Source organism: Vibrio sp. CB1-5 (assembly GCF_059412285.1).
The window spans coordinates 118,215-140,659 of sequence record NZ_JBJHPB010000007.1; the positions used below are offsets into that span (position 1 = coordinate 118,215).

At 47.0% G+C, this 22,445-nt stretch carries 19 protein-coding genes; 3 read left to right on the plus strand and 16 right to left on the minus strand.

Annotated elements, in window-relative coordinates:
* Positions 1-55: 55 nt before the first annotated feature.
* The 12 genes from ACJB0T_RS07510 to ACJB0T_RS07565 form a co-directional block, all read right to left on the minus strand.
* Complete coding sequence (locus tag ACJB0T_RS07510; protein ID WP_479289430.1) at positions 56-1,465, minus strand: O-antigen ligase family protein; 1,410 nt, start codon at positions 1,463-1,465, stop codon at positions 56-58.
* Between the two features lie 169 nt (positions 1,466-1,634).
* Positions 1,635-2,684, minus strand: a complete 1,050-nt coding sequence (locus ACJB0T_RS07515; RefSeq protein ID WP_479289432.1) for a glycosyltransferase family 4 protein — start codon at positions 2,682-2,684, stop codon at positions 1,635-1,637.
* Positions 2,674-4,185 (minus strand): sigma-54-dependent transcriptional regulator, encoded by a 1,512-nt coding sequence (locus ACJB0T_RS07520; RefSeq protein ID WP_479289433.1) that lies wholly within the window; start codon positions 4,183-4,185, stop codon positions 2,674-2,676. The genes ACJB0T_RS07515 and ACJB0T_RS07520 overlap by 11 nt, the downstream gene beginning before the upstream one ends.
* 130 nt (positions 4,186-4,315) lie before the next feature.
* Positions 4,316-5,032: a P-loop NTPase family protein gene (locus tag ACJB0T_RS07525; RefSeq protein ID WP_479289435.1), complete on the minus strand. Its 717-nt coding sequence runs from the start codon at positions 5,030-5,032 to the stop codon at positions 4,316-4,318.
* Complete coding sequence (locus ACJB0T_RS07530) at positions 5,032-7,134, minus strand: SLBB domain-containing protein (RefSeq protein WP_479292219.1); 2,103 nt, start codon at positions 7,132-7,134, stop codon at positions 5,032-5,034. Before ACJB0T_RS07530 ends, ACJB0T_RS07525 begins: the two co-directional genes overlap by 1 nt.
* Positions 7,134-8,009 (minus strand): OmpA family protein, encoded by an 876-nt coding sequence (locus ACJB0T_RS07535; protein ID WP_479289436.1) that lies wholly within the window; start codon positions 8,007-8,009, stop codon positions 7,134-7,136. Before ACJB0T_RS07535 ends, ACJB0T_RS07530 begins: the two co-directional genes overlap by 1 nt.
* Positions 8,010-8,055: 46 nt before the next feature.
* Positions 8,056-8,388: an STAS domain-containing protein gene (locus ACJB0T_RS07540; RefSeq protein ID WP_112462038.1), complete on the minus strand. Its 333-nt coding sequence runs from the start codon at positions 8,386-8,388 to the stop codon at positions 8,056-8,058.
* Between the two features lie 272 nt (positions 8,389-8,660).
* On the minus strand, positions 8,661-9,596 hold the full coding sequence (locus ACJB0T_RS07545) for a glycosyltransferase family 2 protein (RefSeq protein ID WP_479289438.1): 936 nt from the start codon (positions 9,594-9,596) through the stop codon (positions 8,661-8,663).
* A gap of 11 nt (positions 9,597-9,607) precedes the next feature.
* Complete coding sequence (locus ACJB0T_RS07550; RefSeq protein WP_479289440.1) at positions 9,608-11,026, minus strand: lipopolysaccharide biosynthesis protein; 1,419 nt, start codon at positions 11,024-11,026, stop codon at positions 9,608-9,610.
* Entirely contained in the window at positions 11,023-12,210 is a 1,188-nt protein-coding gene (locus ACJB0T_RS07555; RefSeq protein WP_479289442.1) for a glycosyltransferase, read from the minus strand. Before ACJB0T_RS07555 ends, ACJB0T_RS07550 begins: the two co-directional genes overlap by 4 nt.
* A gap of 9 nt (positions 12,211-12,219) precedes the next feature.
* A complete protein-coding gene (locus ACJB0T_RS07560; protein WP_479289444.1) occupies positions 12,220-13,887 on the minus strand; it encodes an asparagine synthase-related protein in 1,668 nt (555 codons plus the stop codon).
* A gap of 242 nt (positions 13,888-14,129) precedes the next feature.
* On the minus strand, positions 14,130-16,469 hold the full coding sequence (locus ACJB0T_RS07565; RefSeq protein ID WP_479289446.1) for a YgiQ family radical SAM protein: 2,340 nt from the start codon (positions 16,467-16,469) through the stop codon (positions 14,130-14,132).
* Positions 16,470-16,631: 162 nt separating this feature from the next.
* On the opposite strand from ACJB0T_RS07565, the gene ACJB0T_RS07570 reads away from it, so the two are divergent.
* Both ACJB0T_RS07570 and ACJB0T_RS07575 read left to right on the plus strand, forming a co-directional pair.
* Complete coding sequence (locus ACJB0T_RS07570; protein WP_479289448.1) at positions 16,632-17,315, plus strand: HI_1241 family integral membrane domain; 684 nt, start codon at positions 16,632-16,634, stop codon at positions 17,313-17,315.
* A gap of 91 nt (positions 17,316-17,406) precedes the next feature.
* Positions 17,407-17,607 carry a DUF4250 domain-containing protein gene (locus tag ACJB0T_RS07575; protein WP_479289450.1) on the plus strand — a complete coding sequence of 67 codons (201 nt, stop codon included), beginning with the start codon at positions 17,407-17,409 and terminating at the stop codon, positions 17,605-17,607.
* Positions 17,608-17,680: 73 nt separating this feature from the next.
* Here ACJB0T_RS07575 and ACJB0T_RS07580 read toward each other — a convergent pair whose 3' ends face one another.
* From ACJB0T_RS07580 to ACJB0T_RS07595, 4 genes are all read right to left on the minus strand, one after another.
* Positions 17,681-18,169 (minus strand): YchJ family metal-binding protein, encoded by a 489-nt coding sequence (locus ACJB0T_RS07580; protein WP_479289452.1) that lies wholly within the window; start codon positions 18,167-18,169, stop codon positions 17,681-17,683.
* 28 nt (positions 18,170-18,197) lie between these two features.
* Positions 18,198-19,430 carry an EAL and HDOD domain-containing protein gene (locus ACJB0T_RS07585; RefSeq protein ID WP_479292221.1) on the minus strand — a complete coding sequence of 411 codons (1,233 nt, stop codon included), beginning with the start codon at positions 19,428-19,430 and terminating at the stop codon, positions 18,198-18,200.
* Positions 19,431-19,520: 90 nt separating this feature from the next.
* On the minus strand, positions 19,521-20,252 hold the full coding sequence (gene lpxH / locus ACJB0T_RS07590; protein WP_479289454.1) for a UDP-2,3-diacylglucosamine diphosphatase: 732 nt from the start codon (positions 20,250-20,252) through the stop codon (positions 19,521-19,523).
* 39 nt (positions 20,253-20,291) lie between these two features.
* Positions 20,292-20,786, minus strand: a complete 495-nt coding sequence (locus tag ACJB0T_RS07595) for a peptidylprolyl isomerase (RefSeq protein ID WP_042499347.1) — start codon at positions 20,784-20,786, stop codon at positions 20,292-20,294.
* A gap of 239 nt (positions 20,787-21,025) precedes the next feature.
* Here ACJB0T_RS07595 and cysS point away from each other — a divergent pair, with 239 nt between their 5' ends.
* Positions 21,026-22,408 carry a cysteine--tRNA ligase gene (gene cysS, locus ACJB0T_RS07600; protein ID WP_479289456.1) on the plus strand — a complete coding sequence of 461 codons (1,383 nt, stop codon included), beginning with the start codon at positions 21,026-21,028 and terminating at the stop codon, positions 22,406-22,408.
* Positions 22,409-22,445 lie beyond the last annotated feature (37 nt).

A 22,445-nucleotide genomic window follows, 5' to 3' on the forward strand; every position in this document is an offset into this window, starting at 1 on the left:
TACTTTGTTCAATTCAAGAACTGAGCCAAAATATTTTTATAATAAAAACAGTCAATTACTTTGGTTCTGTACGCGAGGTTTTGTTTTTCTCAAATTGAGAAGCGATTTGTGAGACAGCAATAGTGAGTGCGGCGAGGATATAAATGGGCCATACGAACCCTTGTGTTAAGAAGGTGCCTGATACAAAGGTGCCAACAAGCCCGCTATAGACGGCCATGGCCATTGAGCGAAGGTAAGGAGGAATGTCGTCACTGCTATCAAGGTTTCTAAGAGTTTGCCTCGCACACTTAATCAAACTGGTGATAAACAGCAAAAAGACCGTTAGGCCGAGAAAACCGGACTCTGCAAGCACGCCGAACCAGGTGCTGTGCACGGCATGGTTTAGTCCATCCCAATGGGGGCTGTAAAAGAAGTAGTTGTAATAGAAGTTATCTAACCCAACCCCGAGTAGGGGATTATCTACGGCCATTTTAAACGCCGCTTCCCAAGCATAAACACGTCCCATTGCTGACTCATCGATACCCGACTCGGCAGCGCCCCCTGAGGAGCGGCTTGAAATACCAGCAACGGCGTAGAGTATAACCGCGCCAAAAAAGCCGAGTGAAAAGAACAACACTTTCGACTGGATAAATCGCCAACCAAACACGCCAAACACAGCGAGCGAGCCTAGCAGGCCGCCTCGACTTTGCGTGGCAAGAACCGCAAAAAATAGAACGATGGAAGTGGCGGCTGCGAGTAATCGCATCGGTATGCCGACACCACGGGTAGTGGCGGTCGCAACGGTAAAGGCCAATGGGAACATCAGCACCAGTGCTAAATCATTTGGGTCGCCAAGCATGGAGCCAAAGCTGCGTCCGATGGTGACTCGTGAGCCTTCAACCAAACCAATGCCGTTAATGGAGTTGGATAGCGCTTTACAGCCGACAATGAGCCCGGCGATAACAATAGCGAAAGAAAATCGAGACAGATCTTTTGATGAGGTGATCAGCCAAGATACTGCAAGCGTCATAATGATGATTTTTACGTAGTTGCCGGTGAACATGGAGATGGCTACGCCTTTATTCGACGCAAATGGGATACCGACGATCACCAGACCCCAAAACACCAGTAACCAAAAGTAGGTGGGGTGCCAATAGAGCCTCATTTTCTGGCTAAACACGGTATGCCAAATAAGCGCGGCCAAGGCGCCAGCTGAGAGCATCAAAGGGATCTTGAGCGGATAAAGTACCGGGAAGACTTCGTGTATTCGGAAGAAAGAAAAAACGATAAATAGAGTCACCAGCCAAAAAGTTTGGCTAAGTACCACCAAAATCCCAATTGGTAACAGTGCGACCACCAGGCCTATCACAGGATGTGGTGCCAACACCCATGCTGCCCCAACCAAACCACACAAAACCAAACTCAGCACAATGTGTTTGCTGTGTTTAGCCTGGTCGATTGAAGATGTGGTGGATGATTGAGTCATAATTGCCTAGCACTGTGTTCGTCGTTAATGACTAACTAGGCAAATAGAGTGCCAAACATCGAAGTGTGTCGGAGGCCTTGTGCAATGGGAGCTCTGGAGGGAGTAGATTAAGTCTTAATGAAAGAAACAGAGTGTTTCTCATTTTGGGAATCAATTTGAGCGGCGAGATTTACGCTTTGAGTCCGTATACCCCGAGCATCGTCGGTATGACTACATCGGTAGAGTAATTGAGTTCAATGGTTTGCTGGGCGTGATACTTGATTTGCGAGCGTTTTGCGTCTGAAAGTGAAAACCACGTGTTTAGTGTGATTCTCATGTCCTCAGAAGATGAGGCGATCCAGCCGTTACTACCAGTATCAATAACACTAGGAAGCTCACCTAGCTCGAAACTTATCACCGGTATTCCCCTAGACATGGCTTCTAGTGCAGCCATGGGGAGGCCTTCATAGCGTGATGTTATCAAAAGGAGGTCGACACTTTTCCATACCTCATTCATATTGGATTGGTGTCCATGAAACAGCACGTTTGGCGGAGCGATCTCTTTTAACAGCGCTCCCATCGGTCCTGAACCATAGATATGAAAATCATGGTTTGGAAAATGTGTGGCCATTTCAATGAACGTATCCGGGCCTTTTTCTTCACTTAACCTGCCGACAAACGCGACACTGCGCGAAGTCTGTGAAACAAGCGGCGCTTTAGGAACAAAGTTCTTTACCAATATGCTCTTGTAAGGGAGTTTCGACTGAATAGTGCGACTGACGCAGATACGCTGCTCGCTAAGGAAAGCACTGAATCTATCGAGAGCATCATAAAGTTTGACGCGACCTTTTGGCGTTTCTCCCGCGTGAAAGCTTGAAACAATACGAATTGAGTCGGTGAAGCCAATAAGGCGCGTGACTCGCGCCAAAAGGCTGCCTTTGTAGCCATGCGTGTGAATGACAGCTGGGCGTTGATTGTGCTGCTCGGCGCTAGAAATGGCCTCTTTAAGACGCAATAGTGGGTGGGTGTTGGGATATTCACGGCTCAGTATCATGGTAGGAATTGAACTCTGGTTTAGTGCCATTTCTAGCGGCGGAGTTGGGTGGTATTCGTTGGAAAATACCACCTTTGCCATGTAGTTGTGAGCGAGCAATCCCTTAGCGAGCTCCAAGACATGGGTCTCTATACCGCCAAATGAGCGGCTATCAAGTAATAACCAAATCACCGGATTAAGAGGCACTATCTTCGGCTTCCCATGCTTGTTTTTTACGATATACGGTAGAGGGGCTGAGCTCTAGTAACACCGCAGCATTGAGTACATTGCCATCGCAGTAGTCAATGGCTTGCTGAATGGTCTCCCGTTCTATTTGCCACATCGGACGGATGTTTACCTCTTGAGAGTTGCTTGGTTCTGCATTTGGCGGGGTGTGACTCACTGGGCTCTCCATTGGCATAGAAGTAGTGGTCATTTCAGGGGCAGCTTCTACTATCGGGCTAGGCGCTGGGCTGGTCTGCTGTACGATAGAAAGGCGGCTATTAGGTGCCAGCGAGGCCGGTGGTTTAGTTGCAGTTGCAGCCATGACTTCGGGCGGTAGATGTGATACTCCGAGAGACTTTTCATCATTAAGTACCACGATATTGCGGATAATATTTTGTAACTGACGTACGTTGCCAGGCCAAGTATAGCGTTTCAGATAGCGTTGTGCGTCTTTCGCTATGGTTTCAAACTTGCGTCTGTCTTGCTTGGAATAAATACGCAGAAAATGTTCCGCTAGCGTGACGATGTCACGGTCGCGTTCTCGCAGCGGCGGCATATGGATGGGAACAACGTGGACGCGATAGTAAAGATCTTCTCTAAAGCGGCCTTCTTGGACCTCTAAAAGTGGATCACGGTTGGTCGCGCAGATAATACGTACGTCTACTTTTTGCTCTTTTGTGGCACCTAAAGGTGTAAAGGTCCCCGTTTGTAGAAAACGCAGCAGTTTTTTCTGCATTTCCAAATCCATCTCGCAAAGCTCATCCAAGAACAGTGTTCCGCCATCGGCGAGCGAGGCGGCGCCTTTACGGTCAGTTGCTGCGCCAGTAAACGCCCCTTTGACATGGCCAAACACTTCACTTTCCATAAGATCTTTTGGAATAGCACCGCAGTTGATGGCAACAAATGCTTTGTCTTTGCGGTTACTTTCATTGTGAATGGCATTGGCGCAAACCTCTTTACCTGTACCACTTTCACCAATAATGAATACGCTGGCGTTGGTGTCTGAGACCGCATCAATGGTTTTATACACGCCCTGCATTGGGATGCTGGCACCAATAAAATCGTGGAAGCGTTCGCGATCCATTTTTTGCTGAATATCATCCAGCATGGTTTCAAGCTCAGCTTGCTTAAGGTGGATTTGGATAGAGGTTTTGAGTCTGTCAGCGCGGATAGGCTTTTCGAGGAAATCTTTCGCGCCTTTTTGAATTAACTTCACTGCCGTATCTACGCTGCCATGCGCGGTAACGACTACAACGGGAATGCTAATATTTTTCTCTTCAAGCCATTCCAGAATCTCGTCCCCTTGCATATCGGGTAGCTGTAGATCGAGGATGATAAGAGAAGGGATCGTACGTTCAAGTATGCGCTTTGCTTCACCGCCTGTCGCAGCATGAAGTAAGTCAAAAGGTTCATTCTTTAAGTATTGTTTGTAGAGAACGGCGAGAGAAGACGAGTCCTCTACCAAGAGTACCTTGGGTGTCATACTTACAATCCTTTGCTTTATTCGACGTTGTTCTTTTAATGATAGTACAGATTGTCAATTTGCAACAAAGTATCGTCTGTTAAGGTACTGAATAATAACAATTTGACAAGGGGACTCTCAAAATGAGAGCTCAAATCGATTGAGATAGGAAGCGGTTGTTGAGAACTTTGGTTTTCATCCAGTTGGTTACACGACTGGGTAGCCAGTTCAAGCGATCGATTTCTCGACAGATCTCGCTGGCAAGAGAAGGTTGATCTCGATAGTTGAGTACGGAACCAAGCAGTTGAACGGACGTGGCATCGTTCAAAATTTGCGTCGCTTCTGTCACCTGGTTGGTCATAGTGACGCCGCTTAGCACCACTAAAAAGGTACCGTCGCAGGCATTGGCCACCACTTGAGCCGGTATGTTGTTTTGATTGACGTTGAGAATGGGTGAAGTATCAAACACGACTCGGTCATATTCTTCCAACCATCGCTCAGTTTGCTTGCGAAGCTGAATTGGATCTTTAAACTGCAGACGTGTTTTCGGATCGCTTGGCACACTGACACCCAAAAACACTTTGGGAGACGAGGAATTACTGTCTTGCTCCTGAAGTAATTGACTTGAGGTATCACTGTGTTCAGAAGGTATATCAAAGTCGAGTGGTACTAAACTAGGGCGAAACATATTTAAATCGACCAGCAGTGTTTTGTAGCCAGCCAGCAGAAAACGTTCGGTTAGCGCTTTTGCTAGTGTTGTCGTACCTTCTCCACTATTACAAGCGGTCAAGCAAATAGAGCGGCACTGCTTTAACTCAGCATTTAGATACAGCTCTTCAATCTCAGCATGAGTGGCAGGTATCGTCATCACAGGGCTCCGATAATAGCAATGGTCGAAACGATTCGGAAAATATCAGTGAGCCCCAATCGTGCTTGTTCAGCAAAGCTGTTGCGGCGATCAGGTACATAAACGGTATCGCCAGCGCGAAGCACAGGTAGCATTCGAATGTCTGCTGTTTTACTAAACTCAACCAAATCAAATGAGCGAGCTTGCCCTTGGCAGCACGACATATTGACGATACTGATTTTACTGATGTAAGCACGCTCATCTGGGCCACCAGCTTCGGCTAAGATATCCAAAATGGTCATGTTGTCATTAAATACATAGCGGCCTGGGCTTTTCACTGCGCCAAGTACTCGAACCGTTTTTTCTTTTGGTGTATCAAGCCAGTTTTTGTTTTTCTCTGGTACATAGATGGTGTCACCGGGTTTCACTAGCGGCAAAATGGACTCGTCACCTGTTTCAAAGTAGGTCGACAAATTGAGTCTGCTTACTTTTGCATAAGGCTTGTCGCGATGGGTCACGCGAATGTTGTGAATGTCGGCGTCTTTAGTTGGTCCATCTGCAGCTGAGAGAATGTCTAGGAAATGCATCTCATTGGTAAAGCGATAGCGTCCAGGCGCATTGACCTGACCAAATACGTAGATGGATGCATCAGAGCTTTGTCTTACCCATTGAGCTTTGTTGTCTGACGGATCTTGGGGAAGATCATGTACCCTTACTACCGCGCCCGCGCCAATAAAAGGCAGCTCAGATTGTGGCGCGCCTTTTTTAATGAACTCATCGAGGTTAAAGACAACGGTTTTTCCGCCATTTGCCACTTCGATTTTAGAGGTATCTGCTCGCCCTTTAGGACCTCCAACGTGTGCCAATAAATCCATCAGATCCATTTCATCTGACCATTCGATACGACCGGGTCTTACTACTTCGCCAATGACATTAACAGCGCGATCAGGTGAGATTTTTAGCCATGACTTTTCATTGATATCTGTCTTTTCAGGTACAAAAATCGCATCACCGGCTTCGATAAGTGGCGCTTGAGTTGTGCTTAACCCTTCGGTGTAAGCGGTCATATCAAAAGGTATAATTGAGCCGTCAGATTTAATCACACGCATTTGACGAGACTCGGCAAAACGTGTTGGACCGCCGGCATTGGCGAGTATATCCATAAATGTCGCGCCGGGCTTACCCTCGAATGCGCCCGGTGCAGCAACTTCACCCATAACATAAACGGTGTTAGAGCCGGATTTAATTTCCTCTTCCTGCTTAGGGACGAATATAGTTGCGCCCGGCTGCAATGGTGGCAGTAGTGAGGTATCACCACTATCTAAATAGCGCTTTAAGTTGAATAGAATAGGGGAGTTATTGCTGATAACACGAATTTGCTCGACGCTGGCATAGCGTGTTACCCCGCCTGCGCGCATAAGTACATCGACAAGGTCGGTATTGGCTTTGTAAGAAAATGAGCCTGGTGCATTGACCTCACCAAACACCTTGATTGCTTGGCGAGAATCGGCACTGTCACCAGAGTCAGCGAGCTTTGCCGCATCAAACTCTTGCTCAACATTACCGACAAGCGGCGAAGCTGGTACAAAGAGAATATCTAAGGACTCCAGAGCGGGTAAGTCGCTGTCATCCCCGGTATCAAGGAACTGTTTGTAATCAAACTCACTGCGCTCCGCTCCTCTTCGGTGAATCATTTTATTGAGCTGAGCCCCGGCTCTTAGGCCGCCAGCGGCTTGTAGCGCCATTTGTACGTTCGAGTTATAAGGGATGGTGTACTCCCCTGGTGCCTCAACATAACCCTGTACGGAAATTAGGATTTGGCGCTCGGCGATGAATACTTTGACGTTGCTGGTATCGCGAAAGACCGTGCTCAGAGCATCCACTACGACAGATTCAAGCTGGTTTTCATCAAAACCGGCGACGAAGACTTGCCCGACTTCAGGTAGATTAATACGGCCGCGTTTGTCGACTTGAAATGCTCGGTTAAGGCTAGACTCGCCAGGTAGGTCAACTTGAACAAGGTCGCCCACTTGGGCGTTTTTTTCGTCAGCGAGTGCAGCTGGGCTGAACACAACCACCAACATTGTCAATAACAGTGTTGCTAGGGTATTGAGAAGCTTCATCATTGTGCTCCTTTGTCAGCAGCTCCATGTCCAGTATGGCTACTTTCTGTGGCGCTATAACTTTCTGTAGCGCTATAGTTATCAGCAATGACATCAACGCTTACGCGGCGGTTGGTGAGCATGACGCCCGGTGTGTTTCCCTCATATAAGGGCAACTCTTCGCCTAAGGAGTGTGTGTCGATGCGATTTGGTGCTAATCCAAAGATGGTTAGGTAACGTTTTACCTGTTGCGCGCGTCCTTTGGCGATTCGCTCGTTGTATTCTTTCGTTCCAGTCGCATCTGCGTGGCCTGTGACCGACAATCGAATGTTCGGGTACTGTTTTAAAATGTTCGCTGCCTCAGCTAAGTGCCCCATATACTTAGGGTTAACTTCAATAGAGTCATAGGCAAACTGATTGTCGACATTTAAAAGGTTGTAGATGCGTCTTACTACCGACATTTGGTCATCAAATGCGGCTCCTTTAGCTGGTGGCGCGCAGGTTGCTTGGCTCAATACGTAGTCTAGTCGTAGCTCTAGGTCGTTCAATTTTTTTCGCTGGATAACGATGTCGTTGGCGGCGTCAATCCAGAGTCCGCCCTCAAGCTCTCGTGCGATACGGTTTTGCTTCTCCTGAGCTTGCAATACTGCAGCGGGAAAGCACCATTGAGCGCCTTCTTGTATTAGTGAATCTAAGTGGAGTTTGGTCAGCTTCCAATCGAAGCGCAGCCCATGCTCTGGGCCGAGTGGTTCGTCTGGCATGACAGGTGAAAAATCGGAGCCTACATATTGTTCGGCGATGCCTCCGGTTCCATCATCAGGATAACTGGTACATGCAACCAGAAGACTTGCCAAAATACAGGTTAATGCTTGTTTTATACCCGTGTTTACTTCCATGTAGTGACCACCTATTTTGCCAACTCTATAGTCTAATATTTTGAGGCTATAAGTACTCGTTACTGGCGTGAGTATTGACTGGAATAGCCTGACCAATTCGAAGTAACTTTATGATTTGCAGGGGCTGTCCTGTGACATTTTCCAGACGCATTTTTCGTTCACGTTCAACGAGTCGCTTATACAAATAAACAATAGCACCGATGCCAGAAGAATCCATAAAGCGCACTTGTTCTAGGTCGATTTCTATTTCTTGGTGTCCATCATTGTGAATGATGTCATCAATTTGAGCTTGAGCTGATCGGCTGCCTCGAGCATCAAAATCGCCTAAAACTTTTACTTGAAGGGTTTGAGTGTTGGTTTCTGCTTTTAGTAGTTCCATGGTCTTGTCCTCGTCCTGAATGGCCAAATTGTTTCTACATCTAATAGATTGCATGGAGTGTGCCAATAATTTAGTTGTTATATTTCAATGGATTGTTGTTTTGTGGCGGTGTGTTTATCAAATTGAAGATGTGATTCTCAAATTGAAAATAGAAATAGCAGGGTGAGAAAGGAAAAATGTAGCGGAAGGCGGTAAATGGATAGCCTTAATGTAGCGATGTGGAAGACTTGCAATCTAGCTCCACCACTAGCGAGTGGCAGAGCTAGATTCTGCTAATAGATAATGGCCGTTTTCACCATGGCCTTGAAGCGGCGAACGCTAGGGTAGGTGACGAAGGTTTGCACATGTTTTGCTGTACGATGGAAATAACCTTTGTGCTGCGAAGCATACTCGCAGTAGGCGTCCATTAAACGCTCATCGACAAAGCGCTTCGCTTTGGAGCACTGAGCTTGAGCAAAGCTGACGTGACGCTGAGCAATCGTCTTCATCGCTTCAATGCGTTTTGGAACATTCGAAGAGACGCTGCCTTGGCGCATCAGGTAGTGCATGCGAATTTCGTTGGTAAACGACACGTCACCAATCTCACTTAACTTTAACCACAGATCCCAATCACTGGCGCTTGGCAACTCACAGTCAAACCCTTGTACTTGAAGGTAAGCATCACGGCGACACATGACCGAAGAAGTGCCGACTATGTTCTCTTTGAAAAGCATTGCGGTTGCATGGTTTAACATTTGATAGCCGGTAGTGGCAGATTGCGATTCAATATGGCGTTGAAACTCGGGCCAGTATTGAAAACATGGAATGATGAACTCGTTTGCCTCATTGATGTGCTCGTAATTGGTAAAGCTGAGTACGCAGTTGGGGTGCTCACTCATAAAAGCCACTTGTTCGGCGAGTTTACTGTGTGTCCATAGATCATCAGCATCTAAAAATGCTATCCATTCGCCTTTGGCTTGCGATACGCCAAGATTGCGAGCGGCGCCAGGCCCTCCACGCTCACTTAGAATGAGTGAGATATGTGGATGGGTATGACTTAACTCAGTTAAGTACTCACGTGAACCGTCCGTGGAACCATCGTCAACGAACAGGATTTCGTAATGGGTATAAGTCTGCTGCTCGATGCTTTGTAAGCACTGAGGAAGGTACGCCAAACAGTTGAAGTTTGGAATGACAATACTGACGGTTGGGGTTGAATGTGAAGTCATGTTGGAATTCCTTATAAACGTTTAGCGAACGTATCAGTGTGGATGGCGTTGTCGGCTTGTTTCGCTTTAGGTCGCCAGTTTTGCATCAGCCAAAAGCTTAATAGGGCAGTTTGTACTAACCAGCCTGCTATCAGATAGATTGGTGATAGTTGGTTTAGAACAATAAAGCCTGTTACCCAAGCTAGGTGAACAGCAAGTTGTATGTAGTGATGATTCAACACCAGTCGCTTTTGGCTGGCGCGGTCAAACAAGTAAGCACGTAGCGCATAGAGCGCGACAAAGGCAAACACAACGCCTTGGATCCCAAATAGCCAGCTTGATAAGGTAAACGCAGTGAGCGCTGCTAGTGCCATAATCGTATTGATTTTTAGAACAATTTTGGGCTGCTTCTCAATGTAGCAACCTGTGGTTAAGGTATGGGATATTTGCTTAAAAGCGATGCCCAGTGCTAGCCATGGAATCCATTTTGAGGCTTCGTGATAGCGTGCTGGGAACCAGTTTTCGATAATCACAGGTGCGAACAGTGCGATACTCATTGCGAACCAAATAGTGGTATGGCAAAGAGTTTCGGCGATACGTACGGTTTTTGCTTTGCCGTTCTCTTCATTGAGTATCTGAAAGCGTTTTGGAAACCACCATAAAGTGAGGGGTTCACACAGAAAGGCAACAATGAGAGCGAACTGCATCGCGATAGCGTATTGAGCTAATGGTTCTAGTCCAACTGACGCCGCCAAGATCCAGCGCTCAGCACCTGCTGCAACAAATAGTAGTGATCCAGAGAAGATAAGAGGTAGCCCATAGTGCCTCATTTGCTTAGCTATTTGAGCATCCCAGCTAAATGAAAGTGAACACCATTGTTTGACTAACAGAAGGGTTGCTAAGTACAGAGAAGAGAGTAAACCGGAGAGCAATACGCCAGTCAAACCTAAACCGTAATGTAAGAAAGCAAAGGTTAAAACGGCTTGAATCACAGCTTTACTACTTGTTAGCAAAAAGAACAAGCGAGCATTGTCGACTAATCTTAGCCAGGTTAGCGGCATGTTGATGGTACAGCTGACAATCAGGGTCAACGTGACCAAAATAAAATCTGTGCTGCTGATTTGTGTCCATGTGGACAGTACAAAAAGACCAATTGGTACGGCAGCGATGAGTGCCATGACGGCGATAATGAGCTGTTGAATCGTGGCGGTGCTGTTTAACGTGTCAAACGCGCTGCCTTTTGCCTCTCCAGCTTGCTTGTATAGCGCTTCTATCAAACCAAAACCAAGGATAATGCCACCGACGTTTAATATGGAGAGCCATAGATCAAGCTGACCGTAGTCCGTGGTAGACAGCGCCCCAGCAACAATCGGCAGCATGATAAACGATACGCCTTTCATCAAAACAAGCCCTGCGGCGTAGTAGAGCGACTGTTGTATAGCGCGGCTCATAGTGTCGCTCCTTGTAACTGGTCGTTGCCTTCAATGGCGGTGGCCAGTTTTTTAGCTGAGTTGCGAGCACTGTAAAGTCGAGTCACACGAGTTCGCGCTTTGTCTAACTGGCTCATTCGCTGTGAGATGGTCAGTGAATACGTTTTGACGATGGCGGCCGCCAAACTTTGGGGATCTTTTGGTGGTACTAACAGTCCGGTACCTTCAACGATCATTTCCTTGCAGCCCATGAAGTTACTACAAATCACCGGCAGCCCAAGAGCCATCGCTTCTTTTACGACAACTGGCCCTGTGTCTCTATCGCCGTCACGCGCTTCACAAAAAGGAGTGCAAAGTGCTAAGTAGTGTGCGGCGTTATCAATAATCCATTCTGAGGGACGGCTGCCGAGAAAGTGCACTTGCTCAGCAATGCCCAACTGATTGGCTAGCGCGACAAGCAGGGATTTCTGTTCACCATCACCGACAAGATCCAACATGGGACGTTCATCATCTGGAAGTAACGCGATGGCTTGAAGAAGATCAACCAGCCCTTTTTTCTCTGTGAGGCGGCCAACAAAAAGTAACCGCCCATTGTGATGTTGGCGAGGATGAAATGGGTAGCGGCTAAGCTCTATGCCGCATTCAACTAAATGCACTGGATGATTAGGTGCAAGCTCTAGAAATTGGTTACACATATCTTCACAAACGCAGACTGAAAAGCTGGAAGATTCGAGCTTAAGGGCCAAGTCGGCCGGGCGCGCATAAACATCGTAACCGTGGCCGACGAAAGAGACTTGGCAACCTGAAAGCTTGCTTGCTGCAATCGCTGTCGCCGCGGTATGCAGAGCAAAATGAGCATGAAGGTGGTCACAGTCATTCTCTATTGCCACTCGTGCGAGTTGTCCTGCACTGCGTATCAGTGATTTTTTTGGAAGGCCATTTTGACGAACAATGAATGACAGCGCTTTGACGCTTCTGAATGGGTTACGAAGCCAAATGGCAAGAGCCGAAAAACTGCTAATGCTAGAAAGCGCAATGGCCTTATCAAGCAGCGGCTTATCAACAGGCTGACCACCATTTTGATGGATGTTGAAGGCAAAGGGCTTCACTTGATACCCCAGTGCTTCCATCGCACGTATCTCTGTACCGACGAAGGTTTCTGACAGAACAGGGAAGTCGCTGAGTACGTAACCTAGAGTCTTCATTGCTTGCTCCTATGCGCCAGTGATGGATTGAATAGCGGTTAGCGGCTTCGATGGTGACCAAACCGCGCTAAAGCCTAGAGTCGGTAAATGTTGCTGAACGCGTTGCCATGACTGATCATCTTTGATGTTGTTCAGGCAGTTCATCTGACGCAAGCTGCGCTCAATGGTGCCACGAGATAAGTGCTTTGCTAGCTCGCTGTAGTTGTACATTGGCGTGCTGTTTTTGCCCCAGTTTTCAATGCCTAGGCGGCTCGTCAATGCTGGGTAGCGATAGCTAAGTGGTAATCCGTGGCTAAGCGGCTGATCTGTTTTGTCCCAGCGAATATTGGCAAGCTTTGGAGACAGTTTCTGTATCGCTTTTCGATGGAAGCGACTTGCGAGTTTATAGCGGACTGGTAAGTGAGCAATCTGATACAGCGCATCTTTGTTGAGAAATGGATGGCTGCGAAGGTAGTACGAATCTAACATTTGTTGGCCGCAAGCGACAAAGCGAACCACTCGATTTTGTAGATAGAAGTTGTCCAAAAAACGTGCTGGTGTATCAAATTGATGGGCGTGACGTTCAATGATTCTATTTAGGACATTGAGCATTGCTTCTTTGTATTGAGGCGCATAGTTGAAAAAGGGTGTGGCTGATTTCGAATATTCCTCTCGAATGTAACGCTTAGCCCGCTCCATCAGTGATGTGTGACCTACCATGCCTTGACCAAAGATACTAAAGCCGGGAAAACCACGGTCGTAGTAAAATGCCCTTGCTACTTCAGCACCAGTGCCAGTCAGAAGCATGCGCCCAGAGGTTTGTGCCAACAGTGAAGAATCAAGAATCGAATGGGCATGATGAAGAGGGACTTCACCATTGCCGAGATCTGCGACACGTTGAATGGTGCTAGGGTCAGTTGGTGTCGCGAACTCGTTTCCAGTAATCAAACGAAGCCCTGCACACTCGGCAAGGGTTTTGGCAATTTGATGGTCACTAGAGAGAGGTGAGCCATAGGTTAGCGTCGTTGGCTTTTTGCCTAGCGCTGTGGCAGCAGACAGAATCAGGCGAGAGTCGAGCCCGCCACTTAATGACACTATTGGCTCACTGCCACAGTTAAACGCTTCGCGAACGGCTTCAACAAAGGCTTCCAATGCATCGTCAAAGCGGGTGATGTCGTTACCTAAAATTGGGGTGTCTTGATGAGATTCGACGTTGGTGCGCTCTGAATCTATGGTGACCGTTGTGTTCCCATTGAGGCAGTGGATCTCATCCCATAAGGTTTGCTCATCAAACAACTGGCCGAACGCCACTAACGTGCGTTGAGCGCTCGACGTTTTGGGTTGGTGCTGCGTAAAGGTGCTAAGCGCTTGACGACTGGTATAAAGTGCAGTGCTGTGTTGATGTTCGCAAACCCAAACTGGGAAGATGCCAAGACGATCTGTGCATGCTTGTACAGTTTGCTCATCGTTATCGACAACAATCCAACTGCGACCCCAATAAGATTGGCTGCGGTTTAGACTCACATCAGCGATGATGTCAGCATCACTAGCAGCGCTGGCTGGGTCGCCCCAACAAATCACGGTTTTATGGCCAAGAACCCAAATGGTCGCACTATCCAGTTCGCCATCATTGGCCGTGTTAGTCATGCCGACTGCTTGGTTGGTCGCTTTAGGAATTGTAATTAGATAATGTGCCATAACCCTGCCTCAGAAGTTTGTTTGATACCTCTGTATTGCAACAGCCGTGCCTAAATTTAAATACAATAAATACAATTAGTTACGTTTATTTCTTGATGTGGTAAACGTGTTTTATCATTTTGACAATCAAAATCAGATTGAGAATTGGCATAGAGATAGGATTGAGAGCGGACAGAAAAAGAGAGCCACAAGTGACTCTCTTTTATGAAACTACAATTCGCTAAATGCTGGAATCGCTAGCGTTAAGCACGCGCACGGCGTTTAGGTGCGCCTTTACCATTTGGTTTACCAGCTGGCTTTCCGCCTGATCTTTGCTGACCATTTGGTTTGCTGTTTGGTTTACCGTTACCTTGTTTGCCAGGGCCTTTAGTACCATTACCGTGAGCACTATGACCCTGAGTGCCATGACCTTGGTTCTGACTACCCGCGGGGCGTTGACCTGGTTTCTTGCGGCGCTGACCATCGGTTCGGATATCTGGTTGCCCCTTGGTGTGCTTGGTAGCAAATCGATTCGCACCGTGACGGCCGGATTTACGGCGCTGCGCTGGTGTGCGTGAATCGACATCTTCAGCCGGCACCAAGCAGCTCGGTTTATCACCAATGAGGTATTGTTTACCCATGTTAACCAATGCTTCACGGATCAGTGACCAGTTGTCTGGATCGTGATAACGCAACAAGGCTTTGTGCAAACGGCGCTGACGTTCACCCTTGGCCACTGGCAAGTCTTCACGTTTCTTGTACTTGACGCGTTTCAGTGGGTTCGTTTCTGAGTAATACATGGAGGTTGCATTACACATTGGTGACGGATAGAAGTTCTGAACCTGGTCACACTCAAAGTTGTTCTTTTTCAGCCACAGCGCTAGGTTGAGCATGTCTTCATCTTCCGTCCCTGGGTGAGCAGAGATGAAGTATGGGATCAGGTACTGTTTCTTACCCGCTTCGGCGCTGTATTTTTCAAACATCTCTTTGAAGCGGTCATAGGTCCCCATGCCTGGCTTCATCATCAGATCCAGAGGACCTTTTTCCGTATGCTCTGGTGCGATCTTTAGATAGCCACCGACGTGGTGGGTCACCAGTTCACGAACGTACTCTGGAGATTCAATGGCCAAGTCATAACGAACACCAGAGGCGATCATGACTTTTTTCACGCCATCGACTTTACGTGCTGCGCGGTATAGATCGATGGTGTGTTTATGATCTGTGTTGAGCTTGTTACAGATACCCGGGAAGACACATGAAGGACGACGACAGTTGGCTTCGGCCTTTGGATCAGAGCAGCCCAAGCGATACATGTTGGCCGTTGGGCCGCCAAGATCGGAGATGGTTCCAGTGAAGCCCGGTACTTTGTCGCGGATCTCTTCAAGCTCACCAATAATTGACTCTTGTGAGCGGTTTTGAATGATACGTCCTTCGTGCTCAGTGATCGAGCAGAACGAACAACCACCAAAACAGCCACGCATAATGTTAACCGAGGTCTTGATCATGTCGTAGGCAGGGATCTTGGCTTTACCATATTTAGGGTGAGGAACACGCGCGTATGGCAGGCCAAACACGTAATCCATCTCTTCTGTGGAGAGCGGGATCGGTGCTTGGTTTACCCAAAGCTCGCGGTTGCCATGGCGTTGAATCAGTGCACGGCCCGAATACGGGTTGGTCTCAAGGTGCATAACGCGGCTAGCATGAGCGTAAAGAATACGGTCATTGTTGAGCTTCTCGAAGGGTGGCAAGCGCACTGCCGTTGAGGCAGCATCATGACGAGATGGGCGAATGGTAATCGGTTTCGCTTCAGCCTCGGTTTCTGATTTATTGGTATCGCAGTTTGACTCCACCTTGTATGGGTTTTGCGGCACGAATGCCTTACCCGGCTTTTCAATACGCGATGAGTCAATGATGGTGTATTGCTCAGGCTCTGCGGCTAAGTTGACTGCGGTGCCGCGAATATTGGTCATGTCAGTGACGCTTTCACCATCAGCCAACCGGTGTGCGACCTCTACGAGCGCTCGTTCGGCGTTACCAAACAGCAGGATGTCCGCTTTGGCATCAAATAGTACTGAGCGACGAACTTTATCTGACCAATAGTCGTAGTGAGCAATACGACGCAAGCTAGCCTCAATACCACCCAGTACGATAGGGGTTTCTTTGTAGGCTTCTCGGCAACGCTGAGAATAAACAAGTGTTGCACGGTCTGGACGTTTACCCCCTTCGTTGTTTGGTGTGTAAGCATCGTCGTGGCGCAGTTTTTTATCCGCGGTATAGCGGTTGATCATAGAGTCCATGTTGCCAGCAGTGATACCGAAGAAGAGATTCGGTTTGCCGAGGCTCATGAAGTCATTTTTATTGCTCCAATCTGGCTGAGCAATGATACCGACGCGGAAGCCTTGTGCTTCAAGCAAGCGACCAATGATAGCCATACCAAAACTAGGATGATCCACATACGCATCGCCCGTGACAATAATGATGTCACAGCTGTCCCATCCAAGGGCGTCCATCTCTTTTCTGCTGGTGGGCAAAAAAGGAGCAATACCAAAGCATTCCGCCCAGTATTTTTTGTGCTCATGGATTGGGGTAATGTCGTTGTGCATATTTTAACCTCTAGTTTTGAAGGCGGGCATTATATACTTCAATTCCAGTGACTTCAAAGCCCAAACAAAGTGTGGTTATTTTAGTACACGACGAGTCAATGGCATTCGTCCTCAAGCTGATATATCATCAGCGCCAATGATTTTTGCTTTGAACTCATACCCATGATTACCGCTGTTTTGACATTACTTGCTCCGGCACTTGCCGTAGCGATGCTTGTACTTACCCTTATTTTAGCAAAGGGCGACATTTGCCCGGGGCAGAGGGGCCGAATTCACAAGCTTTTGCCGGCAATCGGCATACTTTGGCTTGCTATCGCTTCTTTAAAGATCGAAGCCTTCTTGGTGGTGTTTGCTCTCTTTTATTTTTATTCCAAAATTCAAACAGGAAAGACGCGAGAGAAAGGACCTTTTTGGGCGTTGCATCTTGCTAATGGTATGGCGATGACATTCTCGGTGATTTTAATCTCACAACAGCCAAATCTTGCTCAGTCGTTGTCACTTGCCAGCGCTGGATTGTTGTTGGGCGCAGCATTCGCCCATTTACTGTTAACCATGGCTAAAACACGGCTTCAGGCCTTTCATCGCATTTTACCTGTATCAGGCGTTGTTTTTGCTATGTTATTGGCATTGAGTTTTGTGCTGAATGCTTATCAGTGGGAGCCTGAGGTCGTTGCTAACTACACTCCAGCGGTGATTATCTCTTTGCTCATGTTGATGGCTGGCGTGGTGATTTGGAGCTGGCATATTATTCGTCATCAAGCTCCAGCGAAAGGTCAGCTTGCGGTCGCATTTCTCAGCCTTTTGGTGACCAATATTGGTTTATTACAGCTTTACTGGCTTGCTTGAGACGTAAACCTCGAACTGTAAACCAAGTCACTTTCTATTCCGTAATAAACAGCTAGTCTTTAAAGGCTAGCTTTTTTTATGGAGTGTGGTTATGGATCTAAGTAATGTGAGCGGTTTTGACAGTATTATTTTGCTTGGTATCGTCAACGAAAAATTGCGTCTTGAGTGCGACTCGTTTGACGACTTAGTTAGCATGTATGAAATGGACGTAGAGGGAGTGGTGGGCAAACTGGATATGCTCGGCTATCAGTATGATCCATTAACCAATCAGTTCAAAGCGTACCAACGTTAAATCACCAATCATAGAAAAGGTCGCACAACGCGACCTTTTTCAACTTGTAAACTCGGCTTCAGATTATGGCTTGTTAGCCACAGCACTTTTTGTGTTTTTTACCGCTACCACACGGACATGGGTCGTTGCGGCCTACTTTCAGTGACTCAACGGTCAGCGGTTTAGGAGGAATGCTGTCATCGATTTTACCATCGACGTAAAACCACTGTCCTTGTTCAAATAAGAAGCGGGAGCGCTCTGCGAGGCAGTACTCATAACCACCGTCTCTGAGAAAAGCGCGAAAGCTGACATAACCCTCGTTTTCATTGCTGCCATTCTCACTGCTGGTGACCTCAAGCTTTCGCCAGTCGCTGTTAATAGAGTCAGCGATTGCTTCCCGCTCATTCTCAGCCTGACAGCTTGGATGGTATGTTGCGATTACAAAGTCGACGTTTTTGGTGAGGTGTGCACTGTAGCGAGCACGCATCAGTTGTTCAGGGTGTTTGGCTAGCGTGACGTCTTGGTGAATAGGTTGGCAACACACGTCATAGTTTTTGTTGCTGCCGCAGTAGCATGGTTTCATGTTCGGTCTTTGATTTGGTGTTGAACGCTTACGCGTGAACGTGGTATTCGGACTCAATTGCTAGTAGGTCTTCAGTCCACTTAATGGCGTTATCATAATGCTTCGCAAGTTTTTCGTCACTGATGCCGAGCTTATCTCGATAAGCAATAACGGTTGTCCAGTCGGCATTCTCATACGCTTTTACCAAGGACAGAATATTGCCAAGCTTGCCTTGCTTAGTCACTAACGCTGATTTGACCATATGGTCGATAGGCATCTTTTCAACCAACTCTTCCAAAGGTTGATCAAACAGCGAGTCTAGTAACGAAAACATACCTGTGAGAAAGCCGAGACCCTCGTCGAGATTCGTGTTCATGTCACGCAACAATAGCTCACAAAAGCGTGCTCGTTGAATCGACAAGCTGTAGAGGCTATCTGGTTTGTCATCTTGAGTAGAAGTAATCGCGACTAAGGAGATAAATTTACGCAGTCTCTCTTCACCCAGATACACCAACGCTTGTTTAAACGATTTGATTTCTGAGCGGATAAGATACGAGGCATTCACAAACGTCAGCAGTTTGTAAGATAAGGTGACATCAAGGGAGATCAGTCGTTCAAGCTCATCGTAATTAATGTCTTGGTTGGCAATCTCTTTGCAAAGCTGAACCACTGTTAAAAAAGACGGTTTGATTTGCTTGCGACGAATCAACTGAGGACGACTAAAGAAGTAGCCCTGAAACTGGTCAAAGCCGACCTGCTTAGCCAGTTCAAATTCTTCATAGGTTTCAACTTTCTCTGCTAAAAAAGTAATATTGTGAGGACGCAACTTTTCGATGAGTGCTTCGGCCTTTTGGAGCGAGTACTGGCGAATATCAATTTTGATAATTGATGTATATGGCAAGAACGGTAACCATTCTTTGCGTGGGACAAAATCATCCAAAGCGATGGTGTAACCTGCTTGAGACATTTTCTTAATCGCAGCAAGCAACTCAGCAGTTGGTTCACAGCTTTCTAAAATCTCGATAACTAGGTTGTCTTTGGGAAATAGGGTCGGAACTAAATTTACTAAGCTTTGGTAAGGAAAGTTTACGAAGCCTAGTTTATCGCCTATCGTACTGTAATGTGTGGCGAGAAAGTGCTCAGAAAGAAGGCGGTTAGTAGCCAGTTCTGGGTCAATATCTGGAAAGGTATTGTTGGGCCCGTCCCGAAAAAGCAGTTCATAGCCAACAGTTTTTTGTTCGCTATCCAAGATAGGTTGTCTAGCGATGTACGAGTATTTCAAATTTTGCATGATGATCTCAAAAACGTTGACTCATAGTAACGTCTAATTACTTTCTTTGACTATGAAACTATTGGAATTTCGAGGGGTAGTTCATGGTTTGCTAAAAAAACGGCGCTCTAGACGCTGTGATTCAGGCTCACACACCAATACCGAGCCTTGTTGATACCAGTCGCCGAGCACAATTCTTGTTGTGGGTTGGCCTTTAACGGTAAACTCATGTGTCCCCGGACGATGTGTGTGCCCGTGAATCATAAGGTCTGTACCGGTCTCGCGAAGCAGATTTTCTACCTCACCTTGGTTCACGTCCATTATGTCTAGTGACTTACTTGACTTAACCTCTTTGATATCGCCCTGGATTTTATTCGCAATACGCCGTCTCGTAAAGAAGGGGAGGCGATTAAATAGCCATTGCAGCCAAGGCATATGCACTTTGGCGCGAAACTTTTGGTAACGTACGTCATCAGTACATAGCGTATCCCCATGCAGTATCACTGCTTTCTTACCGTAGAGGTCGATGACAGTATGTTCATCGAGTAGGGTAATACCGGTTGCTTTACAAAAACGTTTTCCCAACAAAAAGTCGCGATTGCCCTGAATAAAGTACGTATCTACGCCGCGCTGGGTCAGGGTAAGGAACTCTTGCTTAATCTGAGCGGCAAAAGGTGAAGGGTCATCGTCACCAATCCAAAACTCAAACAGGTCACCGAGTACATACAATGCATCTGCGTGTATGGCTTCTTCGCGCATGAACTTAACAAAGCAATCCGTGGTTTTGGGTAACTGAGGGGAAAGGTGTAAGTCAGAAATGAATAATGTTGTCATAATATATAGCAAGGGAGGGCAAGCCCTCCCTTTTAACGATTACTCTTGAATCGTAGAACCAGTGATGATCACTTCTTCTAGAGGTACGTCCTGGTGCATACCCATAGAACCTGTGCTCACACCTTTGATCTTGTTAACGATGTCCATGCCTTCAACAACTTCTGCGAATACACAGTAACCCCAACCGTCTAGGCTCTCAGAGCGGAAGTCTAGGAAAGTGTTGTCGTTTACGTTGATGAAGAACTGAGAGCTCGCAGAGTGCGGTTCCATAGTACGTGCCATAGCCAAAGTACCTACTTTGTTGCTTAGGCCGTTGTTTGCTTCGTTTTTAATTGGAGCACGAGTTGCCTTTTCTTTAAGACCAGACGTCATGCCACCACCTTGGATCATGAAACCGTCGATAACACGGTGGAAAAGCGTGTTGTCGTAGAAACCATCGCGGCAGTATTGTAGGAAGTTTGCACTTGTTTCTGGTGCTTTTTCTTCGTTCAATTGAATTTTGATGTCGCCGAAATTAGTGTGAAGGGTGATCATGATGAATACCTATTCCATTTTTCTATTTTGAAGCCATGATTCTAGCTTAACTCCCTGTACAAGCAATAGTAGAAAGCGGGATATCTTCAATAAAAGGAGCGCTTTTTATACAACGGATACGGTTGGTCGCAAAAACTGCCGTAAAAAGCCGAGATTTCTTTGCTTATTGGCTCCATTCTGCGGAGCTTTATGGTTATAATCGCCGATACATTTTAAACGTAATAGTTCAGATAGAGATCATGTTAAAAATATACAACACACTGACACGACAAAAAGAGGAATTCAAACCTATTCATGCGGGCAAAGTCGGCATGTATGTCTGTGGGGTCACTATTTACGATCTCTGTCACATCGGTCACGGTCGTACTTTTGTTTCATTCGATGTGGTATCTCGTTACCTGCGTTACGTCGGTTATGACTTAACATTTGTGCGTAACATCACGGATATCGATGACAAAATCATCAAGCGTGCTAACGAAAATGGTGAGTCTTGTGAGTCGCTAACCGAGCGCCTAATTGGTGAAATGCACGCAGACTTCGATGCATTGAATATGAAGCGCCCAGACATTGAGCCTCGCGCGACAGAGTTCATTGCAGAGATCATTGCGCTGGTTGAAAAGCTCATTGAGCGCGGATTTGCTTACGTTGCTGATAATGGCGATGTGATGTTTGAAGTGGGTAAGTTTGACGAGTACGGCAAGCTGTCTAAGCAAGATCTAGATCAGTTGCAAGCAGGTGCTCGAGTAGACGTAGAAAGCGCAAAACGCAGTCCACTTGATTTCGTACTTTGGAAAATGTCTAAGCCAGGAGAACCTACATGGGAATCACCGTGGGGCGCAGGCCGTCCAGGTTGGCACATCGAGTGTTCTGCAATGAACTCATCGATTCTTGGTGACCACTTCGATATCCACGGTGGCGGTTCAGATCTTCAATTCCCACACCACGAGAATGAGATTGCTCAGTCTTGCTGTGCACACGACACACAGTACGTGAACACTTGGATGCACAGTGGCATGGTGATGGTAGACAAAGAAAAAATGTCCAAGTCGCTAGGCAACTTCTTTACTATTCGAGACGTTCTTGGTCACTACGATGCAGAAACGGTTCGTTACTTCCTAATGTCTGGTCACTACCGTAGCCAGCTTAACTACAGTGAAGATAACCTAAACCAAGCGCGTTCAGCACTTGAGCGTCTATACACGTCACTACGTGGTTTGGATGTAAATGCTGAGCCTACTGGCGGCGAAGACTATGTGACTCGCTTTACAACAGCGATGAACGATGACTTCAATACTCCAGAAGCCTACTCAGTGTTGTTTGACATGGCGCGTGAGATTAACCGTCTGAAAACGGTTGATATGGCAGAAGCAAGTCAGCTTGGTGCGCTACTGCGTGAACTGGCAGACATCATCGGTATTTTGCATCAAGATCCAGAAGCCTTCCTTAAAGGTGATGCGGGTGACGACGACGAAGTGGCGGAAATCGAAGCGCTGATCAAACTTCGCAATGACTCGCGTGCATCGAAAGATTGGGCGAATGCTGATTTGGCCCGTGATAAGCTGAACGAGCTGGGCATCATCTTGGAAGATGGCCCTGAAGGCACGACATGGCGTCGTAAATAACCGTTTTGACAGCCCTAGCTTGCTAGGGCTTCTTTTT

Excerpts from the sequence above, each read along its gene's own strand:
- ACJB0T_RS07510 (WP_479289430.1), bottom strand. The coding sequence starts at position 1,465 with ATGACTCAATCATCCACCACATCTTCAATCGACCAGGCTAAACACAGC.
- ACJB0T_RS07520 (WP_479289433.1), bottom strand. The coding sequence starts at position 4,185 with ATGACACCCAAGGTACTCTTGGTAGAGGACTCGTCTTCTCTCGCCGTT.
- ACJB0T_RS07525 (WP_479289435.1), bottom strand. The coding sequence starts at position 5,032 with ATGACGATACCTGCCACTCATGCTGAGATTGAAGAGCTGTATCTAAAT.
- ACJB0T_RS07530 (WP_479292219.1), bottom strand. The coding sequence starts at position 7,134 with ATGAAGCTTCTCAATACCCTAGCAACACTGTTATTGACAATGTTGGTG.
- ACJB0T_RS07535 (WP_479289436.1), bottom strand. The coding sequence starts at position 8,009 with ATGGAAGTAAACACGGGTATAAAACAAGCATTAACCTGTATTTTGGCA.
- ACJB0T_RS07540 (WP_112462038.1), bottom strand. The coding sequence starts at position 8,388 with ATGGAACTACTAAAAGCAGAAACCAACACTCAAACCCTTCAAGTAAAA.
- ACJB0T_RS07545 (WP_479289438.1), bottom strand. The coding sequence starts at position 9,596 with ATGACTTCACATTCAACCCCAACCGTCAGTATTGTCATTCCAAACTTC.
- ACJB0T_RS07550 (WP_479289440.1), bottom strand. The coding sequence starts at position 11,026 with ATGAGCCGCGCTATACAACAGTCGCTCTACTACGCCGCAGGGCTTGTT.
- ACJB0T_RS07555 (WP_479289442.1), bottom strand. The coding sequence starts at position 12,210 with ATGAAGACTCTAGGTTACGTACTCAGCGACTTCCCTGTTCTGTCAGAA.
- ACJB0T_RS07560 (WP_479289444.1), bottom strand. The coding sequence starts at position 13,887 with ATGGCACATTATCTAATTACAATTCCTAAAGCGACCAACCAAGCAGTC.
- ACJB0T_RS07565 (WP_479289446.1), bottom strand. The coding sequence starts at position 16,469 with ATGCACAACGACATTACCCCAATCCATGAGCACAAAAAATACTGGGCG.
- ACJB0T_RS07570 (WP_479289448.1), top strand. The coding sequence starts at position 16,632 with ATGATTACCGCTGTTTTGACATTACTTGCTCCGGCACTTGCCGTAGCG.
- ACJB0T_RS07575 (WP_479289450.1), top strand. The coding sequence starts at position 17,407 with ATGGATCTAAGTAATGTGAGCGGTTTTGACAGTATTATTTTGCTTGGT.
- ACJB0T_RS07580 (WP_479289452.1), bottom strand. The coding sequence starts at position 18,169 with ATGAAACCATGCTACTGCGGCAGCAACAAAAACTATGACGTGTGTTGC.
- lpxH (WP_479289454.1), bottom strand. The coding sequence starts at position 20,252 with ATGACAACATTATTCATTTCTGACTTACACCTTTCCCCTCAGTTACCC.
- ACJB0T_RS07595 (WP_042499347.1), bottom strand. The coding sequence starts at position 20,786 with ATGATCACCCTTCACACTAATTTCGGCGACATCAAAATTCAATTGAAC.
- cysS (WP_479289456.1), top strand. The coding sequence starts at position 21,026 with ATGTTAAAAATATACAACACACTGACACGACAAAAAGAGGAATTCAAA.